General features: G+C 33.9%; 14 protein-coding genes and 1 tRNA gene. 12 read left to right on the top strand and 3 right to left on the bottom strand.

Features of this window, described 5'->3' with window-relative positions:
• Positions 1-72: 72 nt before the first annotated feature.
• Positions 73-3273 (bottom strand): glycosyltransferase family 117 protein, encoded by a 3201-nt coding sequence (locus tag AAEO58_RS01190; RefSeq protein ID WP_341681249.1) that lies wholly within the window; start codon positions 3271-3273, stop codon positions 73-75.
• Positions 3274-3428: 155 nt separating this feature from the next.
• Between AAEO58_RS01190 and AAEO58_RS01185 the strand changes: the two genes are divergently transcribed.
• Positions 3429-3499: transfer RNA gene (locus AAEO58_RS01185), tRNA-Gln, on the top strand.
• A 120-nt stretch (positions 3500-3619) separates the two neighbouring features.
• Here AAEO58_RS01185 and AAEO58_RS01180 read toward each other — a convergent pair.
• The gene (locus tag AAEO58_RS01180) at positions 3620-4444 is read right to left on the bottom strand and encodes a universal stress protein (RefSeq protein WP_133608446.1); all 825 of its coding nucleotides are present in this window, start codon (positions 4442-4444) and stop codon (positions 3620-3622) included.
• Between the two features lie 169 nt (positions 4445-4613).
• Between AAEO58_RS01180 and rimP the strand changes: the two genes are divergently transcribed.
• The 3 genes from rimP to infB are packed head-to-tail and all read left to right on the top strand — an operon-like array spanning position 4614 to position 9217.
• Positions 4614-5081, top strand: coding sequence for a ribosome assembly cofactor RimP (gene rimP / locus AAEO58_RS01175; protein ID WP_341681246.1), 468 nt, complete (start codon positions 4614-4616; stop codon positions 5079-5081).
• 14 nt (positions 5082-5095) lie between these two features.
• Complete coding sequence (gene nusA, locus AAEO58_RS01170; RefSeq protein ID WP_133608444.1) at positions 5096-6337, top strand: transcription termination factor NusA; 1242 nt, start codon at positions 5096-5098, stop codon at positions 6335-6337.
• Positions 6338-6385: 48 nt separating this feature from the next.
• A complete protein-coding gene (gene infB / locus AAEO58_RS01165; RefSeq protein ID WP_341681244.1) occupies positions 6386-9217 on the top strand; it encodes a translation initiation factor IF-2 in 2832 nt (943 codons plus the stop codon).
• 61 nt (positions 9218-9278) lie between these two features.
• Here infB and AAEO58_RS01160 read toward each other — a convergent pair whose 3' ends face one another.
• The gene (locus AAEO58_RS01160; protein WP_341681241.1) at positions 9279-9668 is read right to left on the bottom strand and encodes an SPOR domain-containing protein; all 390 of its coding nucleotides are present in this window, start codon (positions 9666-9668) and stop codon (positions 9279-9281) included.
• 215 nt (positions 9669-9883) lie between these two features.
• On the opposite strand from AAEO58_RS01160, the gene AAEO58_RS01155 reads away from it, so the two are divergent.
• From AAEO58_RS01155 to AAEO58_RS01120, 8 genes are read left to right on the top strand one after another with little or no spacing between them, the layout of a single operon-like run.
• The gene (locus AAEO58_RS01155) at positions 9884-11155 is read left to right on the top strand and encodes a c-type cytochrome (RefSeq protein ID WP_341681239.1); all 1272 of its coding nucleotides are present in this window, start codon (positions 9884-9886) and stop codon (positions 11153-11155) included.
• A 32-nt stretch (positions 11156-11187) separates the two neighbouring features.
• Positions 11188-14223, top strand: a complete 3036-nt coding sequence (locus tag AAEO58_RS01150) for a TAT-variant-translocated molybdopterin oxidoreductase (RefSeq protein WP_341681237.1) — start codon at positions 11188-11190, stop codon at positions 14221-14223.
• 31 nt (positions 14224-14254) lie between these two features.
• The gene (gene nrfD / locus AAEO58_RS01145; RefSeq protein WP_324066877.1) at positions 14255-15664 is read left to right on the top strand and encodes an NrfD/PsrC family molybdoenzyme membrane anchor subunit; all 1410 of its coding nucleotides are present in this window, start codon (positions 14255-14257) and stop codon (positions 15662-15664) included.
• A gap of 4 nt (positions 15665-15668) precedes the next feature.
• Positions 15669-16193: a DUF3341 domain-containing protein gene (locus AAEO58_RS01140; protein WP_341681231.1), complete on the top strand. Its 525-nt coding sequence runs from the start codon at positions 15669-15671 to the stop codon at positions 16191-16193.
• A 9-nt stretch (positions 16194-16202) separates the two neighbouring features.
• A complete protein-coding gene (locus AAEO58_RS01135) occupies positions 16203-16748 on the top strand; it encodes a c-type cytochrome (protein ID WP_341681229.1) in 546 nt (181 codons plus the stop codon).
• A gap of 27 nt (positions 16749-16775) precedes the next feature.
• Complete coding sequence (locus tag AAEO58_RS01130; protein WP_341681227.1) at positions 16776-18266, top strand: quinol:cytochrome C oxidoreductase; 1491 nt, start codon at positions 16776-16778, stop codon at positions 18264-18266.
• Between the two features lie 19 nt (positions 18267-18285).
• Positions 18286-19443, top strand: coding sequence for a cytochrome c oxidase subunit II (locus tag AAEO58_RS01125; RefSeq protein ID WP_341681225.1), 1158 nt, complete (start codon positions 18286-18288; stop codon positions 19441-19443).
• Between the two features lie 31 nt (positions 19444-19474).
• Positions 19475-21241, top strand: a complete 1767-nt coding sequence (locus tag AAEO58_RS01120; RefSeq protein WP_341681224.1) for a cytochrome c oxidase subunit I — start codon at positions 19475-19477, stop codon at positions 21239-21241.
• Positions 21242-21247: the final 6 nt, after the last annotated feature.

Genomic DNA, 21247 nt, shown 5'->3' with positions numbered 1-21247 from the left:
TAAAATTAGTATAAAAAAAATGTTCCAAACGAAATTTCTTTCACTTGGAACATTTTATATTTTGAAAATTAGTTATTCCATTTTTCTTCCAAAACGTTCAAACATTTTGTTGAAATTATTGAACTTCACTTTTTCTTTGTTATAGAATTCTATATCCCCAGCAGATTCTGCAACTTGAAGTAAGCTTCTGTAATATTCAATGTCACTTACAATATCCATAGCGCCAAAGTTTTGTTCACTAGGTTTCCAGCTGTTATAGAACGTTAAATTTTCTTGGTATTTTTTAATGACTTCAGAAATAATAGCTCTAGCTTTTTCTTTTTTACCTACTTCGTAATAACCAATCGCAAAAGGCTCAAGCATTGAATAATACTCAAAATATTGAACAGGCATTTTTTCCATTGCCAAATCAATAACTTTTTCTGCTTTATTCATTTTACCTTCCATGATTAAAGCTTCCATTAATCGAGCTAAATTAGTTCTGTAGCTAATACTGTTTTTACGTGTTTCAGGATCGTGATAGATAATTGATTTACCACTATTTCCCCAATCCCATTTCATCACAATATTGTACATTTTATCAGCATCAATTTGTCCCATTTTCATTGGACTTGGAGATTCTGCAGGCGTTTTAATTGGAACTAATTTAAAGCACATTCCGTCTAATTGCAGATAATCTTTCATCCAAATGTAATCGTCTTCACCAAAACTTCCACCTGTGAAATAAACAGGGCGTTTCCAGTTGTTTTGATTTATGATGTCAAGCATCATTAAACGGTTTTTGTAAAGCGCTTCATCTTTAATTTCAAATTCGATAGCTGGAACAATTGAATCATAGAATTTTTCTGAAACAGCTTTGTTTTTTATAACCGCTGCTTTATCAATAGGATAAATTACTTTTTTAGATGGGAAGTAATTAATTTTACGACCATTATTCAATTCAATTTTGGCTCTTTCATCGTCTAATGCAATGAATTTAAGCATTTCGTCTAATAATAAAGGTTCTTTCGTTCTTTCCACGAATAAACTATAATCTCTATTACTTCCTTTGTATTGCTCTCTGTTGAAAGAACTTGGAATTGGTTCAGAATTATGCGTTTTCATTTTCATTTGGTCAATGTACCAATCGGTCATGAACAAACTTGTATTTACGATTCGAATATCGGTTCTATAACCTTCAATTTCTTGCATGTACCACAATGGGAACGTGTCGTTATCGCCAATGGTAAATAAAATAGCATTTGGTTCACATGAATCTAAGTATGCTTTGGCCATAGTATAAGCAGTGTCTTTATTAGAACGATCGTGATCATCCCAGTTTTGAGCTGCTAAAACTACTGGAGAAGCTAATAATGAAGTTGCTAAAACTACCGGAATTGCTACTTTTGGTTGAATGTATTTTTTCAAAGTATCGAAAATAGCATAAATTCCATACCCAATCCACATGGCAAATACATAGAACGAACCTACTAACGCGTAATCTCTTTCTCTTGGTTCAAAAGGTCTTTCGTTTAGGTATATTTTTAATGCTAATCCAGTAAATAAGAATAAAACAAGTAAAACATAGAAACTCTTAATGTCTCTTTTTGCATGAAAAACCATTCCAAGTATTGCTAAAATAAAAGGGATAAAGAAATAGGTGTTTCTTCCTTTGTTATTTTGCATGTCTGACGGAAGATTTTTTTGAGTTCCAATGAAGATTTCGTCAATAAAACTAATTCCACTAAGCCAATTTCCATTAGTGTTGTCATATTTACCTTGAACATCACTTTGTCTTCCTACAAAATTCCAAAGTAGATAACGAACATACATATATCCAAATTGATATTGAATCATAAACTTCATGTTGTTGAAGAAAGTAGGTTTGTCTACAATTAAATATTCACCATATCCTTTTAAGAATTTATCATAATCGGCTTCGTCAATTTCTCCAGCAGCGTGTGCTTTTCTAAATTGCGTTACAATTTGAACCAATTCGTCTTCGTGAGCATATTCAGGATTAATTCTAAACTCTAATGGTTCAGTAAAAATCATGTAATTTTCTCTGTGTTCATTGCTCCACATTCTTGGTAACAATGCCTTATGAGCATCATCTGTATTTTGTTTAGCGTTGATATAATCATTAGTAATTACATATTTTTTTGTTTTGTAATCTCGCTCATAGTTAGGTTTATCGTCTAAATAAGGCGTAACAGGATCTAAACCTGAATACGTGTCGGAAAATTGAGGTCCGTAAAATAATTTTTGTTCTCCATATTGCTCACGATTGTAGTACGCTAAAACCTCTGCCGCATCTGAAGGTTTGTTTTCGTTAATTGGAGTGTTGGCATTAGCTCTAATTGGTAACATCATCCAAGTTGAAAACCCAATCAAGATGAAAAGAGTAGACAAGATTAATGTATTATAAAAAACATGTCCTTTTTTCTTGGTATAATTTAATCCAAAATAAAAAGCAGCCACAATTAAAATAAAAGCAAAAATAGTTCCCGAGTTAAAAGGCATTCCGAGGCTATTTACCATGAAAATTTCCGTTTTACCAAAGAAAGCTAATGTGTAAGGAAGTAAAAGTTTAAAAATGAAAAGTAAAATAGCGATAATAACCACATTAGCGATTAAGAAACTTTTTACAGTTACATTGTGGTACTTTTTAAAGAAATATAGAAATCCAATTGCTGGAAAAGCTAATAAAGCCATAAAGTGAACACCAAATGAAAGTCCAATAACTAATGAAATAATAAGTAACCATTTGTTACCTCTTGGTCTGTTAAGTTCTTGTTCCCAACGTAATCCTAACCAAAATAATAATGCAATTAGAAAAGTTGCCATTGCATAAACTTCGGCTTCTACTGCATTATACCAAAAACTATCGGTAAAAGTGAATGATAAACTTGCAACTGCAGCACTACCTAAAATCATGATAGCGTTGTTTGTAGAAAGTTCTTTTTCACCAATAATTAATTTTTTTAACAATATTGTCAAAGACCAAAACATGAAAAGAACTGTAAAAGCACTCGAAAAAACAGAAAGGTAGTTTACCATCAAAGCTATTTTGTCTGGACTAATGGCAAACATAGCGAAGAAAGCGCCTAGCATTTGAAACAATGGTGCTCCTGGTGGATGACCTACTTCTAAGTTTGCTGATGTTGCGATATACTCACCACAATCCCAAAAACTCATGGTAGGCTCTACGGTTAATGAATAAGTAATTAATGCTACCATAAAAGTAGACCATCCTAAAATAGTGTTCCACTTTTTAAAGTTGAATGAATTCATTTGTATTTTGATTTTTCTATATTCTCCTACAAAGAAACTATTTTTTTGTTTACGATTTCGGTTTAATAATTTTTTTAATATTTTTTTTAGAAAAATTTGCAGAATAAAAAATATGCATTACATTTGCACTCGCAATCGAAAAGGTTGTTAGGTATTGGCCCATGGTGTAATGGTAACACTCCGGTTTTTGGTACCGTCATTCAAGGTTCGAGTCCTTGTGGGCCAACAGAACTCCACTTAGAAATAAGTGGAGTTTTTTTATTTTTGTAAGTCGCTAATTCATCATAAGTTAACATAAAAAAAGACCACAATTGTGGTCTTTTTTTATTGGTAAAAATCTCAAAAATTAGATTTTAAATGTAATAACTGGTCTTTTGGCATGGTTTACTAAATCTTCACTAATGCTTCCATTGAAGAAGTGAGATAAACCTTTTCTTCCGTGTGTGCTCATTCCGATAATATCTGCATCGATGCTTTTTGCAAAATGTAAGATTCCTTTTTCTACGTTTACATCATTGTAAATGTGAGTAGAATAGTTGTCAATTTTAAAGTTTGCAATAAACTCGTCCATTTGTTTTTGAGCTACTTTAGTAGACTTAAAGTTGTTTGGAGTATTGATGTTTGCTAAATAAAGGTGAGAACCAAATTTGTTAACAAATTCAACTACTTTTTCAAATGGTTTTTTGATTTCGTCTGAAAAATCAGAAGCAAATACAAATTTAGAAGCATTGAAGGTGTCTTCTTCGCGTTTAATAACTAATACAGGGACGTTTGAGTTTCTTACTACTTTTTCTGTGTTAGAACCAATAAACATTTCTTGGAAGCCATTAGCGCCATGAGATCCCATAACTATTAAATCAGCATTGTGAGCTTCTCCGTTTTTAATGATGCCTTCGAAAGCCATTTCAAATTGAATAATTCTTGAAATTTTAACTCCGTCTAAATAATCGGCGTCCATTAATTCGTCTAATTTAGCTACAGCTGCGTTTTTGAAAAACATTAGTTCTGGTATGTCGTGAGCTCTTGAAACAGCGTCATTTCCAGTTGTTGGTAATTCTAACATGTGTAGTAAAAAAATCTCACCGTCATTCTTTTTGGCGATTTGAGCGGCTACTTTTAATGCGTATTCGGCGTGTTTTGAAAAATCGGTTGGTACTAAAATTCGTTTCATAAGTTTGTTTTAGGTTATTTTAATGGTGTAAAATGAATTACACTATAAAAGTACAAAAAATATCCAAACAGACAATGTTTTTTTAATTCAAAAAAATTTGTATATTTGCAACGTTATTAAAGGACAAAGGATTATGAGGCACGCACAGCGTGCCTCTTTTTATAAAAATATGACATTTAAAAGTAAAGTTCAAGAGGTATTGGATGCAGCATTGGTGGAGCGCGAGCATCTTTTTTTGATTGATTTATCTATCAATGAAGCTAATAAAATTAGTGTAATTTTAGATGGTGATTCAGGTGTAAATTTGCAAGATTGTATCGACATAAGTAGAGCAGTTGAGAACAATTTAGACAGGGAGGAGCAAGATTTTTCATTAGAAGTGGCTTCGGCAGGTGTTTCAAGTCCGTTAAAATTAGTAAGACAATACAAGAAAAATATTGGCAGAACTCTAAAAGTTAAAACTACTTCATCTGAAGAAATTGAAGCTAAATTAACAATGGCTGATGATGAAAAAATAACCTTAGAGTGGCAGGCACGCGAGCCTAAAAAGATTGGTAAAGGGAAAGAAACAGTAGATAAAAAACTAGAAATTCCTTACGAGAATATAAAAGAAGCAATTGTTATAATATCATTTTAAAATAAAGAGTTGACATGGAGAATATTGCATTAATCGAATCGTTTTCAGAATTTAAAGACGACAAACTCATCGATAGAGTTACACTAATGGCAATTTTAGAAGATGTGTTTAGAAATGCATTGAAAAAGAAATATGGTTCAGATGATAATTTCGACATTATCATTAATCCTGATAAAGGAGATATGGAGATTTGGAGAAATCGTGTAGTAGTTGAAGATGGTGAAGTAGAAGATGAAAATTCTGAGATTTCTTTGTCAGAAGCAAGAAGAATTGAGCCTGATTTTGAAGTAGGTGAAGACGTTTCTGAAGAAGTAAAATTAATTCAATTAGGAAGAAGAGCTATTTTGGCATTACGTCAAAACTTGATTTCTAAGATTCATGAACACGATAATACAAATCTTTACAAACAGTTTAAAGATTTAATTGGTGATATTTATACAGCGGAAGTGCATCATGTTCGTCCAAAAGCTGTAATTTTGATGGATGATGAAGGAAACGAAATTGTTTTACCAAAAGAAAAACAAATTCCAAATGATTATTTCAAAAAAGGAGATAATGTAAGAGGTGTGATTGAGAATGTTGAATTGAAAGGTAATAAACCACAAATCATCATGTCAAGAACTGCTCCAGAATTCCTTGAGAAATTATTCGAACAAGAAATTCCTGAAGTATTTGATGGTTTAATTACAATCAAAAAAGTAGTTCGTATTCCAGGTGAAAAAGCAAAAGTAGCGGTAGATTCTTATGATGATAGAATTGATCCTGTTGGAGCTTGTGTAGGTATGAAAGGTTCTCGTATTCATGGAATTGTTCGTGAATTAGGTAACGAAAATATCGACGTAATTAATTATACAGCTAACGCTCAGTTATATATTACAAGAGCCTTGAGTCCTGCGAAAGTTTCAACTGTTAAAATTAACGAAGAAGCTAAAACGGCTGAAGTATTCTTAAAAATTGAAGAAGTTTCTAAAGCTATTGGTAGAGGTGGAAATAACATTAAATTGGCTAGTTTACTAACAGGTTACGAAATTGATGTTATAAGAGAAGGCATTGCTCAAGAAGAAGATGACGTAGAATTAAGAGAGTTCTCTGATGAAATCGAAGCGTGGGTGATTGAAGAATTTGAAAAAATCGGTTTAGATACAGCTAGAAGCGTATTAAATCAAGATGTTGCTGACTTGGTGAGAAGAACTGATCTTGAAGAGGAAACTATTTTAGATGTAATGAATATATTAAAAGAAGAATTAGAAGGATAATTCTTTAACCAAACAACACAACAATACAAAGAATTTTAAAAAGGTTATATGTCTGAAGAAAGAGTAATAAGAATAAACAAAATTTTAAGGGAGTTAAATATTTCTCTTGATAGAGCTGTGGATTTTCTTAAAGAAAAGGGTCATGAAATTGAGTCAAGTCCAAATGCTAAAATATCACAAGAGGAATACAAAGTCTTATGCGGTCAATTTTCTGCTGACAAAGGGAATAAGGTTGCCTCTCTTGAAGTGAGTGAAGAAAAAAGAAAAGAGAAGGAGGCGCTAAAACGCGAACTGGAAAAAGAACAAGAAGCAAAGCGTTTGCAGGAAGAAGAGCGTCAAAGACAAGAGATTATCAAAGCTAAAGCAGTCTTAACTGCTCCAAAAGCAGTTGGTAAAATCGATTTAGATCCTAAAAAACAAGAAGTTAAGTCTGAAAAGCCAGTTTCTGAAGAAAAACCTGTTGTTAAAACAGAGCAAAAGCCTGTTGTTGCTGAAGAAAAACCTGTTGTGGAGAAAACTCCAGAATTGGTTACGCCTGAAGCTAAGGAAGAAGCGCCTGTGACTAAAAAAGTAGAAATGGTTAAACCAGCTAAAGAAGCAGAGGAAAAAACCGAACCAACTACTGACGAAACAGGAGAAGTAAAATTCGAAACACAATACCAAAAATTATCAGGAGCTACTTTTACAGGTCAAAAAATTGATTTATCTCAATTTGAAAAACCTAAAAAGAAAAAAGAAGATCCTAAAAAAGATATTAAAAAGCCAGGAACTCCTCAAGCACCAAATGCTGGTGGGGCAAATGCTGCTAATAATAACAATAAAAACAAACGTAAACGTATTATTAAACCTGGCGGACCTGGAGCTCCTGGAGCAAACAATAACGCGGGCGGACCTAAGAAAGAGTTTGTTAAAGGTGGAGCAGCTGGAGGTGGATTTAATAAAGGTAAAAAACCAATTATTCAAAAGGTAGAGCCTTCTGAAGAAGACGTTAAAAACCAAATTAAAGAAACTCTTGAAAGATTACAAGGGAAAGGTAATAAATCGAAATCAGCAAAATACCGTAGAGATAAAAGAGATTCTCACCGTCAACGTGTTGATGATGAATTACAAGCACAAGAAGAAGGAAGCAAAACATTAAAAGTAACAGAATTTGTTACTGTAGGTGAAATTGCATCTTTAATGGATGTGCCTATTACAAAAGTAATCGGAACATGTATGTCGCTTGGAATCATGGTTACGATGAACCAACGTTTAGATGCTGAAACATTGTCTATCGTTGCAGATGAGTTCGGTTTTGAAGTTGAATTCATTACAACTGATATTGAAGAAGCTGCAGAAGTTATTCAAGATAATCCAGAAGATTTAGTACACAGAGCACCAATTGTTACTGTAATGGGTCACGTTGACCACGGTAAAACCTCATTATTAGATTACATTCGTAAAGCAAACGTTATTGCGGGTGAATCAGGAGGAATTACACAACATATCGGAGCTTACGGAGTAATTTTAGAAAATGGCGAAAAAATCACATTCTTAGATACACCAGGTCACGAGGCGTTTACCGCGATGCGTGCGCGTGGAGCTCAAGTTACAGATATCGCTATTATCGTAATTGCTGCGGATGATGATATCATGCCACAAACAAAAGAAGCAATCAGTCACGCACAAGCGGCTGGTGTTCCAATGATTTTTGCTATTAATAAGGTAGATAAGCCAGCGGCTAATCCAGAAAAAATTAAAGAGCAATTAGCGGGAATGAATTTATTAGTTGAAGATTGGGGTGGTAAATACCAATCACACGATATTTCTGCTAAACAAGGTACAGGAGTTTCAGAATTATTAGAAAAAGTATTATTGGAAGCAGAAGTTTTAGAACTTACTGCAAATCCAAAAAAACCTGCGCTTGGAACAGTTGTTGAAGCTCAGTTAGATAAAGGAAAAGGATATGTTTCTACTATTTTAGTACAAGCAGGAACACTTCGCATTGGAGATTATGTGTTAGCTGGAAAAAATCATGGTAAAATTAGAGCCATGTTTGACGAAAGAGGACATCAAATCAAAGAAGCAGGTCCATCAACTCCAGTATCAGTATTAGGTTTAGATGGTGCGCCAACAGCGGGTGATAAATTTAATGTTTACGAAGACGAAAGAGAAGCAAAACAGATTGCATCTAAACGTACACAATTACAACGTGAGCAATCGGTTCGTACGCAAAAACACATTACGCTTGCCGAAATCGGTCGTCGTATTGCATTAGGACAATTTAAAGAATTGAATATTATCCTTAAAGGAGACGTTGATGGTTCTGTTGAAGCATTATCGGATTCATTCTCTAAATTATCTACCGAAGAAATTCAAATCAACATTATTCATAAAGGAGTTGGAGCAATTACTGAATCTGACGTATTGTTAGCTTCTGCTTCTGATGCTATTATTATCGGATTTAACGTTCGTCCTCAAGGAAACGCAAAACAATTAGCAGAAAAAGAAGAAATCGATATCCGTAACTATTCAATTATTTACGATGCAATTGATGACTTAAAAGATGCAATGGAAGGCATGTTGTCTCCAGAGATGAAAGAAGAAATTACTGGTACAGCAGAAATTAGAGAAATTTTCAAAGTTTCTAAAGTTGGAACAATTGCTGGATGTATGGTTACCGATGGTAAAGTATTCAGAAACTCTAAAATACGTTTAATTAGAGAAGGAGTTGTAATTTACACTGGTGAGTTAGCTACTTTAAAACGTTTTAAAGACGATGTTAAAGAAGTTTCTAAAGGATATGATTGTGGTATGCAGATTAAAAATTACAACGATATTCGTGAGTACGATTTAATTGAAGGATTCCACGAAGTTGAAGTGAAGAAAAAATTGAAATAATTCAATTATAAGCAATAAAAAAAGCCATTCATTTGAATGGCTTTTTTGTTTTTATCTATTTTTAATTTGTTGGTTTGATGATTAATGCAGTAGGGTATTTTTTCTTAATATCTACCATTGCGCGTTCTACTTCTATTCTTGTTTTGAAGTTTCCGATCCATACTTTATAGTTAGGACTGTTAAAAATTATTGTACCATCTAAGTCTTTAAATTCTCTTTTAAACTCTTGTAATTTCTTTTTCGATTCTTCGCTGTTGCCATAAAAAATTTGAATTTTATAGGCTTCATTTAAAAATAAACCGGTATTTAGTTTTCTTTTTTCTTTTAACAATTGGTCAATTTTTGGGTCTACAGAAACATTTGTTTTTCCGTCCTGAGCCCTTGATGATAAACAGAATAATGAAGATAGAATAAAGAAGTACAATAAGTTATGTTTTGATAAGTTTTTCATATACAAATGATTTTAATACAAAAATACAATTTAAGATGATATCTGGAAGGTTGAAAATTATTTAGAACAAATATAAATTACATTTTAAGACAAAATTAAGGTTTTAATAATAGTTCGAATATTGTATTTTTGTCGGAGTTTTGAAATAATAACGTGTTTTTATAGATAAGGTATATCTAAAAGTGTACCAAATTAAGTCGATAATCATTTTAAATATGAAAAAGGTGGGTAACCATAAATCGTTTTCAAAGATTTTCTTCAGTTTAGCATTCGTGCTAGTGACTTCTTTATCTGCGTTCTCTCAGGATGCAGCAAAGGGTAAAGAATTATTTAATGCCAATTGTGCCGCATGTCATAAATTAGATGGTAAAGCTACGGGGCCTGCGCTTCGTGACGTTGCTGCTAAATACGACAAAGAATGGTTGTACAAATGGATTAAGAATAGTGGAGAATTAATCAAGTCAGGAGATGCGCAAGCTGTAAAAGTTTTTGAAGAGAACAACAAAGTTCCAATGACTGCATTTCCACAATTGTCAAATGAAGATATTGACAATATTTTAGCTTATACTTCTGAGCCAGCTCCTGCTGCTCCTGCAGTTGTGCCTGGTGCTCCTGTAGCGGGTGAGGCAACTGCTGATTCTGGTGTTTCTAATAATGTAATATTAGGAGTGCTTTCGTTAGTAATGATGATGTTAGTTGTTATGTTGTTCTTAGTGAACAATATGTTGACTAAAATCGCTGGTGCTAAAGGGTTAGAAGTGGCTCAAAAAGATCGTTCAATAATGAATATCTTTAAAGCTTATGCTAAAAATCAATTCTTAGTATTAGTTTCTGCAATCTTGTTATTGTTGGTTTCTGCTTATTTTGCATACGGATGGATGATGCAAATTGGTGTTGACCAAGGATATGAGCCAGTGCAGCCAATTCACTATTCGCACAGAATTCATGCTGGTGAAAACGGAATTGACTGTAAATACTGTCACTCTGCTGCAAGAGTTGGTAAGCATTCTAATATTCCTTCGTTAAATGTGTGTATGAACTGTCACAAAAACATTAGTGAGGTAGCCGAAACTACTGCAACTGAAGAGTATTCTAAAGCATTTTACGATGGTGAAATTGCTAAATTATATGATGCGGTTGGATGGGACAAATCGTTACAAAAATATACAGGAAAAACTAAACCAGTTAAATGGGTTAGAATTCATAATTTACCAGATCACGTTTATTTCAATCACTCTCAACACGTAACTGTTGCAGGAGTTGAGTGTCAAACTTGTCACGGTCCAGTTGAAGAAATGGAAATCATGAAACAACATGCTCCATTAACAATGGGATGGTGTATCAACTGTCACAGAGAAACAAATGTGAAAGTTGAAGATAATGCTTACTACAAAAAAATCCATGAAGAACTTTCTAAAAAATACGGAGTATCTCAGTTAACTGCTGCTCAAATGGGAGGTTTAGAATGTGGTAAATGTCACTATTAATAAAATAATTTAAGAAGCTAATATACTATACAATGGCATCAAACAAAAAATACTGGAAAAGTGTTGAAGAACTAAACGAAAATAGTTCTATTGTTGAGACGCTAAGAAACAACGAGTTTGTGGAACCAATTCCGGTTGACCAGTTTTTAGGAGATAAAGAATCTTTGTCTGCTTCGTCAACTACTCGTCGTGACTTTTTAAAATATGTTGGATTTAGCACGGCTGCAGCTTCATTAGCAGCTTGTGAAGGTCCTGTTGTAAAGTCAATTCCTTACGTAGTTCAACCAGAAGAAATTATTCCTGGTGTTGCTGATTATTATGCAACAACGATGGCTGATGGTTTTGATTTTGCTAATATTTTAATCAAAACTCGTGAGGGTCGTCCTATTAAAGTAGAGAACAATAATTTAGAAGGAGCAAAAACTGGAGCAAATGCAAGAGTTCACGCTTCTGTTCTTTCATTATATGATAGTTTACGTTTAAAACAACCTAAAATTGCTGGAAAAGATGCAACTTGGGCTGACGTAAATACTAAAGTTAAAGCTAGTTTAGAAGATGCAAAAGCCAAAGGTGGAAATGTTGTAGTGTTAACAAACACTATGGCAAGTCCTTCAACTGATGCTTTAATTGCTTCTTTGGTTGCTAAATATCCAACAACTAAACATGTTGTTTATGATGCAGTTTCTGAATCAAACGCTTTAGATGCTTTTCAAGCTGTTTACGGTGTAAGAGCTTTAGCAAATTACGATTTTTCAAAAGCAGATGTTATTGTTTCTGTTGGTGCAGATTTCTTAGGAGATTGGCAAGGAGGAGGTTTTGATGCAGGATATGCTCAAGGTCGTATTCCTAAAAACGGAATGATGTCTAAACATATTCAAATTGAATCTAACATGTCTTTAGCAGGTGCTAATGCAGATGTTAGAATTCCAATGACAGTTGCGCAACAAAAACAAGCATTAGCTGATTTATATTACGCTGTTGTAAGAGGTGCTCAACCTAAAAATGCTCAAATTGCAAAAGCAGCTAAGCAACTTAAAGATGCTAAAAACAAAGGTGTTGTTGTAACTGGTTTAGATGATGTTAATGCGCAATTAGTAGTTTTAGCTATTAACAATGCATTACAGTCTGAGGCATTCAATACTTCTGATGCTATCCTTACAAGAAAAGGTGATGCAAAAGCAGTTGCTCAATTAGTAGCAGATATGAAATCTGGTAAAGTTCATACTTTAATTATGAATGGTGTTAATCCAGCGTATACTTTAGCAAATTCAAAAGATTTCGTTGCAGCTTTAAAATCAGTTAAACTTTCAGTTTCTTTCTCTATGAAAGAAGATGAAACTTCAACTTTAACTACAATTGCTGCTGCGGCTCCACATTATTTAGAGTCTTGGGGAGATGTTGCAATTACTAGAGGTAATTACAGCATTATGCAACCAACTATTCGTCCTTTATTCAATACAAAACAGTTCCAAGAAGCTTTATTAACTTGGACAGACAATACAGTTGCTTATTACGATTTCTTAAAATCTTTCTCTGTTGCATCGTTGGCAGGAAAATCATGGAATCAAGCAGTACATGATGGTTTTGTTGCTTCTGTAGCAAGTCCATTAAGTGCAGCTTCTGCTGATTATGCTTCGGCTGCTTCAGCTTTAGCGCAAGCAAAATCTTCTAATTTCGATTTAGTTTTATATTCTAAAGTTGGAATGGGAGATGGGCAACAAGCAAACAATCCTTGGTTACAAGAATTCCCAGACCCTATTACAAGAGTATCTTGGGATAACTATGTGACTATTTCAAAAGCAGATGCTGAAGCAGCAGGTGTTAAAAACTGGAATGTGGCTAACGGAGGTTTAAACGGAAGTTATGTTACAATTAAAGTAGGAAATGCTACTTTAGAGAATGTTCCAGCAATTATCCAACCAGGTCAAGCAAAAGGAACTTTAGGTTTAGCTTTTGGATATGGTAAAAAATTAGGATTAAAAGAAGAGATGCAAGTAGGTGTTAATGCTTATGCTTTATACGCTAACTTAAACTCAAATCAATCGGCTACTATTACTGTTTTAGAAGGTGAGCATGAATTTGCTTGTGTTCAGTTACAAAAAACATTAATGGGTAGAGGTGATATTATCAAAGAAACTACATTAGAAGTTTTCAATACTAAAGACGCTAAAGTTTGGAATCCAATTCCAATGGTATCATTAGATCACAAGCCAACAGCTGCTACAGAAGTTGATTTATGGGATTCTTTTGATAGAAGTGTTGGTCACCACTTTAATTTATCTATCGACTTAAATGCTTGTACAGGTTGTGGAGCGTGTGTTATCGCATGTCACGCAGAAAACAACGTACCAGTTGTAGGTAAAGATGAAATTAGAAGAAGTAGAGATATGCATTGGTTACGTATCGATAGATATTATTCTTCTAAAGAAACATTTGCTGGTGATATTGAATTAAAAGAGTCTGCAAGTGGATTAATGAGTTCTATTGATACTTTCGCAAGTATGGAAGATCCTTCAGAAAATCCTCAAATTGCTTTCCAACCGGTAATGTGTCAGCACTGTAATCACGCTCCTTGTGAGACGGTTTGTCCTGTAGCTGCTACATCTCATGGTAGAGAAGGTCAAAACCACATGGCATACAACAGATGTGTTGGTACTCGTTACTGTGCTAACAACTGTCCATATAAAGTAAGACGTTTCAACTGGTTCTTATATAACAAAAATAGCGAGTTTGATTACCACATGAATGATGATTTAGGTCGTATGGTTATCAATCCAGATGTAAATGTACGTTCTCGTGGAGTTATGGAAAAATGTTCAATGTGTATCCAAATGACTCAAGCTGTTAAATTGAAAGCAAAACGTGAAGGTAGAGCTGTAGGTAAGGATGAATTCCAAACTGCTTGTTCTGCTGCTTGTTCAAGTGGGGCTATGAAATTTGGTGATATTAATGATTCAGCATCTGATGTTGCTAAATTAGTAGAATCAGACAGAATGTATCATTTATTAGAGCACATCGGAACAAAACCAAACGTGATGTACCACGTGAAAGTTAGAAACGATAAATAAGTATTAATTAATAGAAACAATATAAAGGATTATGTCGTCTCATTACGAAGCACCCATTAGAAAACCTTTAGTAGTAGGAAGTAAATCTTACCACGATGTAACGGTAGATGTGGCTAGACCTGTAGAAGGTAGAGCAAACAAACAATGGTGGACAGTATTTTCAATCGCATTAGCCGCTTTCCTATGGGGATTAGGTTGTATGATTTATACAGTAACCACTGGTATTGGAACATGGGGATTAAATAAAACAGTAGGTTGGGCTTGGGATATCACCAATTTCGTTTGGTGGGTAGGTATCGGTCACGCCGGAACTCTTATCTCTGCAGTATTATTATTATTCCGTCAAAAATGGAGAATGGCAATTAACCGTTCTGCAGAAGCAATGACGATTTTCTCGGTAATGCAAGCAGGTTTATTCCCAATTATCCACATGGGTCGCCCATGGTTAGGTTACTGGGTATTACCAATTCCAAATCAATTCGGATCATTATGGGTTAACTTTAACTCTCCATTATTATGGGACGTATTCGCAATTTCTACGTATTTATCAGTATCATTAGTTTTCTGGTGGACTGGTTTATTACCTGACTTTGCTATGCTACGTGATAGAGCTGTAACTCCTTTTACAAAAAGAGTATATTCTATCCTTTCTTTTGGATGGTCTGGAAGAGCTAAAGACTGGCAACGTTTTGAAGAGGTTTCTCTTGTATTAGCTGGTTTAGCAACTCCTCTTGTACTTTCTGTACACACTATTGTATCCTTTGACTTTGCTACTTCTGTAATTCCAGGATGGCATACAACAATTTTACCTCCATACTTCGTTGCTGGAGCTATTTTCTCAGGATTCGCAATGGTAAATACTCTTCTTATTATTATGAGAAAAGTATCTAATTTAGAAGATTATATCACAGTACAACATATCGAATTAATGAACATCGTAATCATGATTACAGGTTCTATCGTAGGTTGTGCTTATATTACGGAGTTATTCGTAGCTTGGTATTCTGGAGTAGAGTACGAACAATATGCATTCTTAAACAGAGCAACTGGTCCTTACTGGTGGTCATACTGGTTAATGATGACTTGTAACGTAATTTCTCCGCAAGTTATGTGGTCTAAGAAAATTAGAACCAATATTATGGCGTCATTCATTATCTCTATCGTAGTAAACGTAGGTATGTGGTTTGAGCGTTTCGTAATTATCGTAACTTCATTACACAGAGATTATTTACCATCTTCATGGACAATGTTCCAACCAACTTTTGTTGATGCTGGTATTTATATTGGAACTATCGGATTCTTCTTTGTATTATTCTTATTATATTCTAGAAGTTTCCCTGTAATTGCTCAGGCAGAGGTTAAAACAATCTTAAAAGCTTCTGGAGATAATTACAAGAAAGAAAGAGAACAACACGGTCATAATCATTCAGATAATCATTAATATCATGAGTAATAAAGTAATACACGCTATATATAATGATGATGATGTTTTAATGGATGCTGTAAAACAAACTAGAGCAGCTCATCATCATATCGAAGAAGTTTATACGCCTTTTCCAGTTCACGGATTGGACAAAGCAATGGGATTAGCTCCAACAAGAATTGCTATTTGTGCTTTTATTTATGGAATTATTGGTTTATCTGTTGCAACTGCATTGATGAATTTTATTATGATTCAAGATTGGCCGCAAGATATTGGAGGTAAACCAAGTTTTAGTTATATTGATAACATGCCAGCTTTCGTTCCTATTATGTTCGAATTAACGGTTTTCTTTGCAGCTCACTTAATGGTTATTACCTTTTATATGAGAAGTAAATTATGGCCTTTTAAACAAGCTGAAAATCCAGATGTAAGAACTACAGATGACCATTTCTTAATGGAAGTTGGTATTCACGGTAACGAAGAAGAATTAGTTTCTTTCTTTACAAGCACTGGAGCAGTTGAAGTTAAAGTTGTAGAAAAGCATTAATAGATAGTTATGAAAAGTTTATATAAAATAGTAGCAGTAGTAGGTTTGTCTTTCATGGCAACTTCATGTTTCGATAAAGCAAAACCAAACTATCAGTTTTTCCCTAATATGTACGAAGCAGTTTCTTATGAAACGTACTCTGAACATAATGTATTTAAAGGTGGAGTGGAAGCTCAAGTGCCTGCAAAGGGATCAATTAAAAGAGGATTTGTTCCTTACGAAATTCCAAATACACCAGAAGGATATGCTTTAGCTAAAGCAACTTTAAAATCTCCATTAGATTCTACAGCAATCAACCAAGATAAAGCTAAAGAATTATACACTGTTTATTGTGCAATTTGCCACGGTGATAAAGGTGATGGAAAAGGAAATTTAGTGGTTAAAGAAAAATTCCTTGGAGTACCAAGTTATAAAGATAGAGAAATTACAGACGGAAGTATTTTTCACGTAGTTACTTATGGATTAAACTCTATGGGTTCTCATGCTAATCAATTGTCTCAAGAAGAGCGTTGGGTAGTTGCAGACTACGTTTTAAAATTAAAAGCTGGATTATAATAGTAAAACTTTTTGAAAATAATAGATATGTACACGTTTTCAAGTAAATTAAAAACTTTTTCATTCGTCCTAATGATTTTAGGTGCAATTGGTATTGGAATTGGTTTCATGGCCGCTCCTAAAACAATTGAGGATGTAGAAAAATTATTAGCAGATAGTCATCATGGTCATGAAGCTGCTCATGTAGAGAAAGTTGCTCCACATGCTGCTGAAACTCATGCTGTAGCAGATTCTGCTGTTGTAGTTGATTCTGCAACTGTTGTAGTTAGCCATGCTTCTGATTCGATTGTTTCGGATTCTGCAAAAGTTGTGGGAGTTGATTATACAACTGCTAAAAAAATAGTTGATGAAAAAGATGCTCATGCTAAAGCAGATGCTCATTCACATGATGATCATAAAGCACATTTAGAACATGTATTACACCAATTACAAAACAAGCCTTGGGCTGCTTTGTATGTAGCTTGTATCTTCTTTATGTTAATCTCAGTTGGAGTTTTAGCTTTTTATGCTATTCAATATGCTGCTCAAGCTGGTTGGTCTCCAATCTTATTTAGAGTTATGGAAGGTATTACTGCGTATTTATTACCAGGTTCTATTATTTTCTTTGTATTGTTAGTTGCGGCAGGTATGCATTTCAATCATTTGTTTGTATGGATGGATCCTGAAGTTGTTAACCCAGAATCAGTTAAATTTGACAAACTTATTTTCCTTAAAAAAGGTTGGTTAAGTGTTGGAAGATTTTTAGCAACTGCGGCAATTATTTTAGTTGTATGGAATTTTGTTCGTTTCAAATTCAGACAAAATTCATTAGCACAAGATAGCGCTGAAGATAATGCACCTTACAAGAAAAACTTCAAGTTAGCAGCATTTTTCCTAGTATTCTTTATCGTTTCTGAGTCAATTATGTCTTGGGACTGGATTATGTCTGTTGACCCACACTGGTACAGTACTTTATTTGGATGGTATGTATTTGCTAGTTTCTTCGTAAGTGGAATTACTGTAATTGCAATGATTACTTTATACTTAAAATCTAAAGGATATTTAGAGCATGTTAATACAAGTCACATTCACGATTTAGCTAAATTTATGTTTGGTATCAGTATTTTCTGGACATACTTATGGTTCTCTCAATTTATGTTGATTTGGTATTCAAATATCCCAGAAGAGGTTACTTACTTCGTAACTCGTATCGAACACTACAAATTACCTTTCTTCGGAATGTTAGCTTTAAACTTCATTTTCCCATTGTTAATCTTAATCAACACAGATTTCAAACGTTTAACTTGGATTGTAGTTATGGCAGGTATCGTAATATTATTTGGACATTATATTGATTTCTTCAATATGATTATGCCTGCAACAGTTGGTGATCAATGGTTTATTGGTATTCCTGAAATTGGAGCTTTAATGTTCTTCTTAGGTTTATTTATCTTCGTTGTATTTACAGCTTTAACTAAGGCTCCATTAGTTCCAAAAGGAAATCCTTTCATTGAGGAAAGTAAACATTTTCATTATTAATAGTTAAAAAGAAATAAAAATGACAAGTTTCTTGGTATTTATAATTTTAGTTCTAGTCGGTATTGCAGTTTGGCAATTAACTAAAATTTTTGATTTAACCCAAATTGGCGGTTCTTCAGACAATGACGAAATTGCTAATGACAAAGATAATAGTGTTAATGGTTACTTAATGTTTGCCTTTGTTGGTTTCATTTATGTATTCACTATTTATTCATTATATGCTTGGGGTGATTTAGTATTAGGTACTCCTGCTTCTGAACATGGTAAAGACGTAGATAATTTAATGGCTATTTCTATGGCTTTGATTTTCTTCGTTCAAACTATTACTCAGTTCTTATTACACTACTTTGCTTTTAAATATAGAGGTAAAGAAGGTCAAAAAGCATTATACTTTGCAGACAATAATAAGTTAGAAGCTATTTGGACAATTATTCCAGTTATCGTTTTAGCAGGTTTAATTATGTATGGTTTATATACTTGGAACGACATTATGTTTGTTGATAAAGAAGACGAACAAGATGCTATTGTTATCGAATTATATGCTAAACAATTTGGTTGGGAAGCACGTTATGCTGGTGATGATAAAACGTTAGGAAAAGCAAACGTAAGATTAATTGAAGGTATTAATACTTTAGGTGTTGATTTAGCTGACCCAGCTGCTCAAGATGATAAAGTGGTTACTGAATTACATATCCCTAAAGGAAAAAGAGTAATTTTCAAAATGCGTTCTCAAGACGTTTTACACTCTGCTTATATGCCTCACTTTAGAGCACAAATGAACTGTGTTCCTGGTATGATTACACAATTTTCTTTTATCCCAACAGTTACAACTGCTGATATGAGAAATGATGAAGCAATTATTGCTAAAGTTGATAAAATCAACAAAATCAGAACAAAAAACAGTAAGAAAATTGTTGCTGAAGGTGGTGTAGCTTTAGACCCTTATACATTTGATTATTTATTATTATGTAATAAAATTTGTGGTGCATCTCACTACAATATGCAAATGAAAATAGTAGTTGATACGCCTGCTGATTTTAAAGCATGGTTAGCTGAAAAACCTACATTAGCGCAACAATGGAAAGAAGCTAATGCTCCTGCACCAGCAGCAGTGCCTGCTGAAGCTACTACAGTAGCTGTTGATTCAACTAAAGTTGTAGCTCAAGTTATTAAATAAGTTATTTTATATTAAATATAATAGAATTAGTATGTCACACGATCACGGTCATCATAAAGAAACTTTCATTACTAAATACATCTTTAGTCTTGATCACAAAATGATAGCGAAGCAATACCTTATTTCAGGTTTATTGATGGGTATTGTTGGAGTTGTTTTATCTTTATTCTTCCGTATGCAAATTGCATGGCCAGAAGAATCTTTCGAAATTTTCAAAGTATTCTTAGGCGATAATTTCGCGCCAGATGGAGTAATGCGTAATGATATTTACCTTGCTTTGGTAACTATTCACGGAACAATTATGGTATTCTTTGTACTTACCGCTGGTTTGAGTGGTACATTTAGTAACTTGTTAATTCCATTACAAATTGGAGCACGTGATATGGCTTCAGGATTTATGAACATGCTATCTTTTTGGTTGTTCTTCGTTTCTTGTGTTATCATGATTTGCTCTTTATTCGTAGAATCAGGACCAGCATCTGCAGGTTGGACAATTTATCCTCCTTTAAGTGCATTACCTCAAGCAATTCCTGGTTCAGGTTTAGGTATGACTTTATGGTTGGCTTCTATGGCTATTTTCATTGCATCTTCATTAATGGGATCATTGAACTACGTAGTTACAGTTATCAACTTAAGAACTAAAGGTATGACAATGACAAGAATGCCTTTAACAGTATGGGCTTTCTTCGTAACAGCTATTATCGGTATTGTATCTTTCCCAGTATTATTCTCTGCTGCTTTATTATTAATTTTCGATAGAAGTTTTGGAACATCATTCTTCTTATCAGATATTTTCATTCAAGGTGAAGTTTTACATTACCAAGGTGGTTCTCCAGTATTATTCGAGCACTTATTCTGGTTCTTAGGTCACCCTGAAGTATACATTGTATTATTACCAGCTTTAGGTATTACTTCTGAAATTATTGCTACAAACTCTAGAAAACCAATTTTTGGTTACCGTGCAATGATTGCTTCTATCTTAGCAATTGCATTCTTATCAACTATTGTTTGGGGTCACCACATGTTTATTTCAGGTATGAATCCTTTCTTAGGTTCAGTATTTACCTTTACTACATTATTAATTGCAATTCCATCTGCTGTAAAAGCGTTCAACTACATTACAACACTTTGGAAAGGTAACTTACAATTAAATCCTGCAATGTTATTCTCAATTGGATTAGTATCTACTTTCATCACTGGAGGTTTAACTGGTATTATTCTTGGAGATTCAACTTTAGATATTAACGTTCACGATACGTATTTCGTAGTAGCTCACTTCCACTTAGTAATGGGTATCTCTGCACTTTACGGATTCTTTGCTGGTGTTTACCACTGGTTCCCTAAAATGTTCGGTAGAATGATGAACAAAAACTTAGGTTACGTTCACTTCTGGGTAACTGCTGTTTGTGCTTACGGAGTTTTCTTCCCAATGCACTTTATTGGAATGGCCGGTTTACCAAGACGTTACTACACTAACTCAGCTTTCCCATTATTTGATGAATTAGCTGATGTGAATGTTTTAATTACGATTTTTGCTATCGTTGGAGCTGCATTCCAAATCGTTTTCTTCTGGAACTTCTTCTATAGTATTTTCTATGGTAAGAAAGCAACTCAAAACCCATGGAGATCAAATACTTTAGAATGGACTACACCAGTTGAACATATTCACGGTAACTGGCCTGGTGAAATTCCAGAAGTACACAGATGGCCTTATGATTACAGTAAACCAGGTCATGATGAAGACTTCGTTACGCAAATCACACCAATGAAAGAAGGAGAAGAAGTTTTACATCACTAAGATTTT

The organism is Flavobacterium helocola (assembly GCF_038289885.1).
In the GTDB taxonomy this organism is placed as follows: domain Bacteria; phylum Bacteroidota; class Bacteroidia; order Flavobacteriales; family Flavobacteriaceae; genus Flavobacterium; species Flavobacterium cheniae.
Note: the sequence above shows the minus strand (reverse complement) of the source record. Positions and strands in the feature narration are given on the sequence as shown.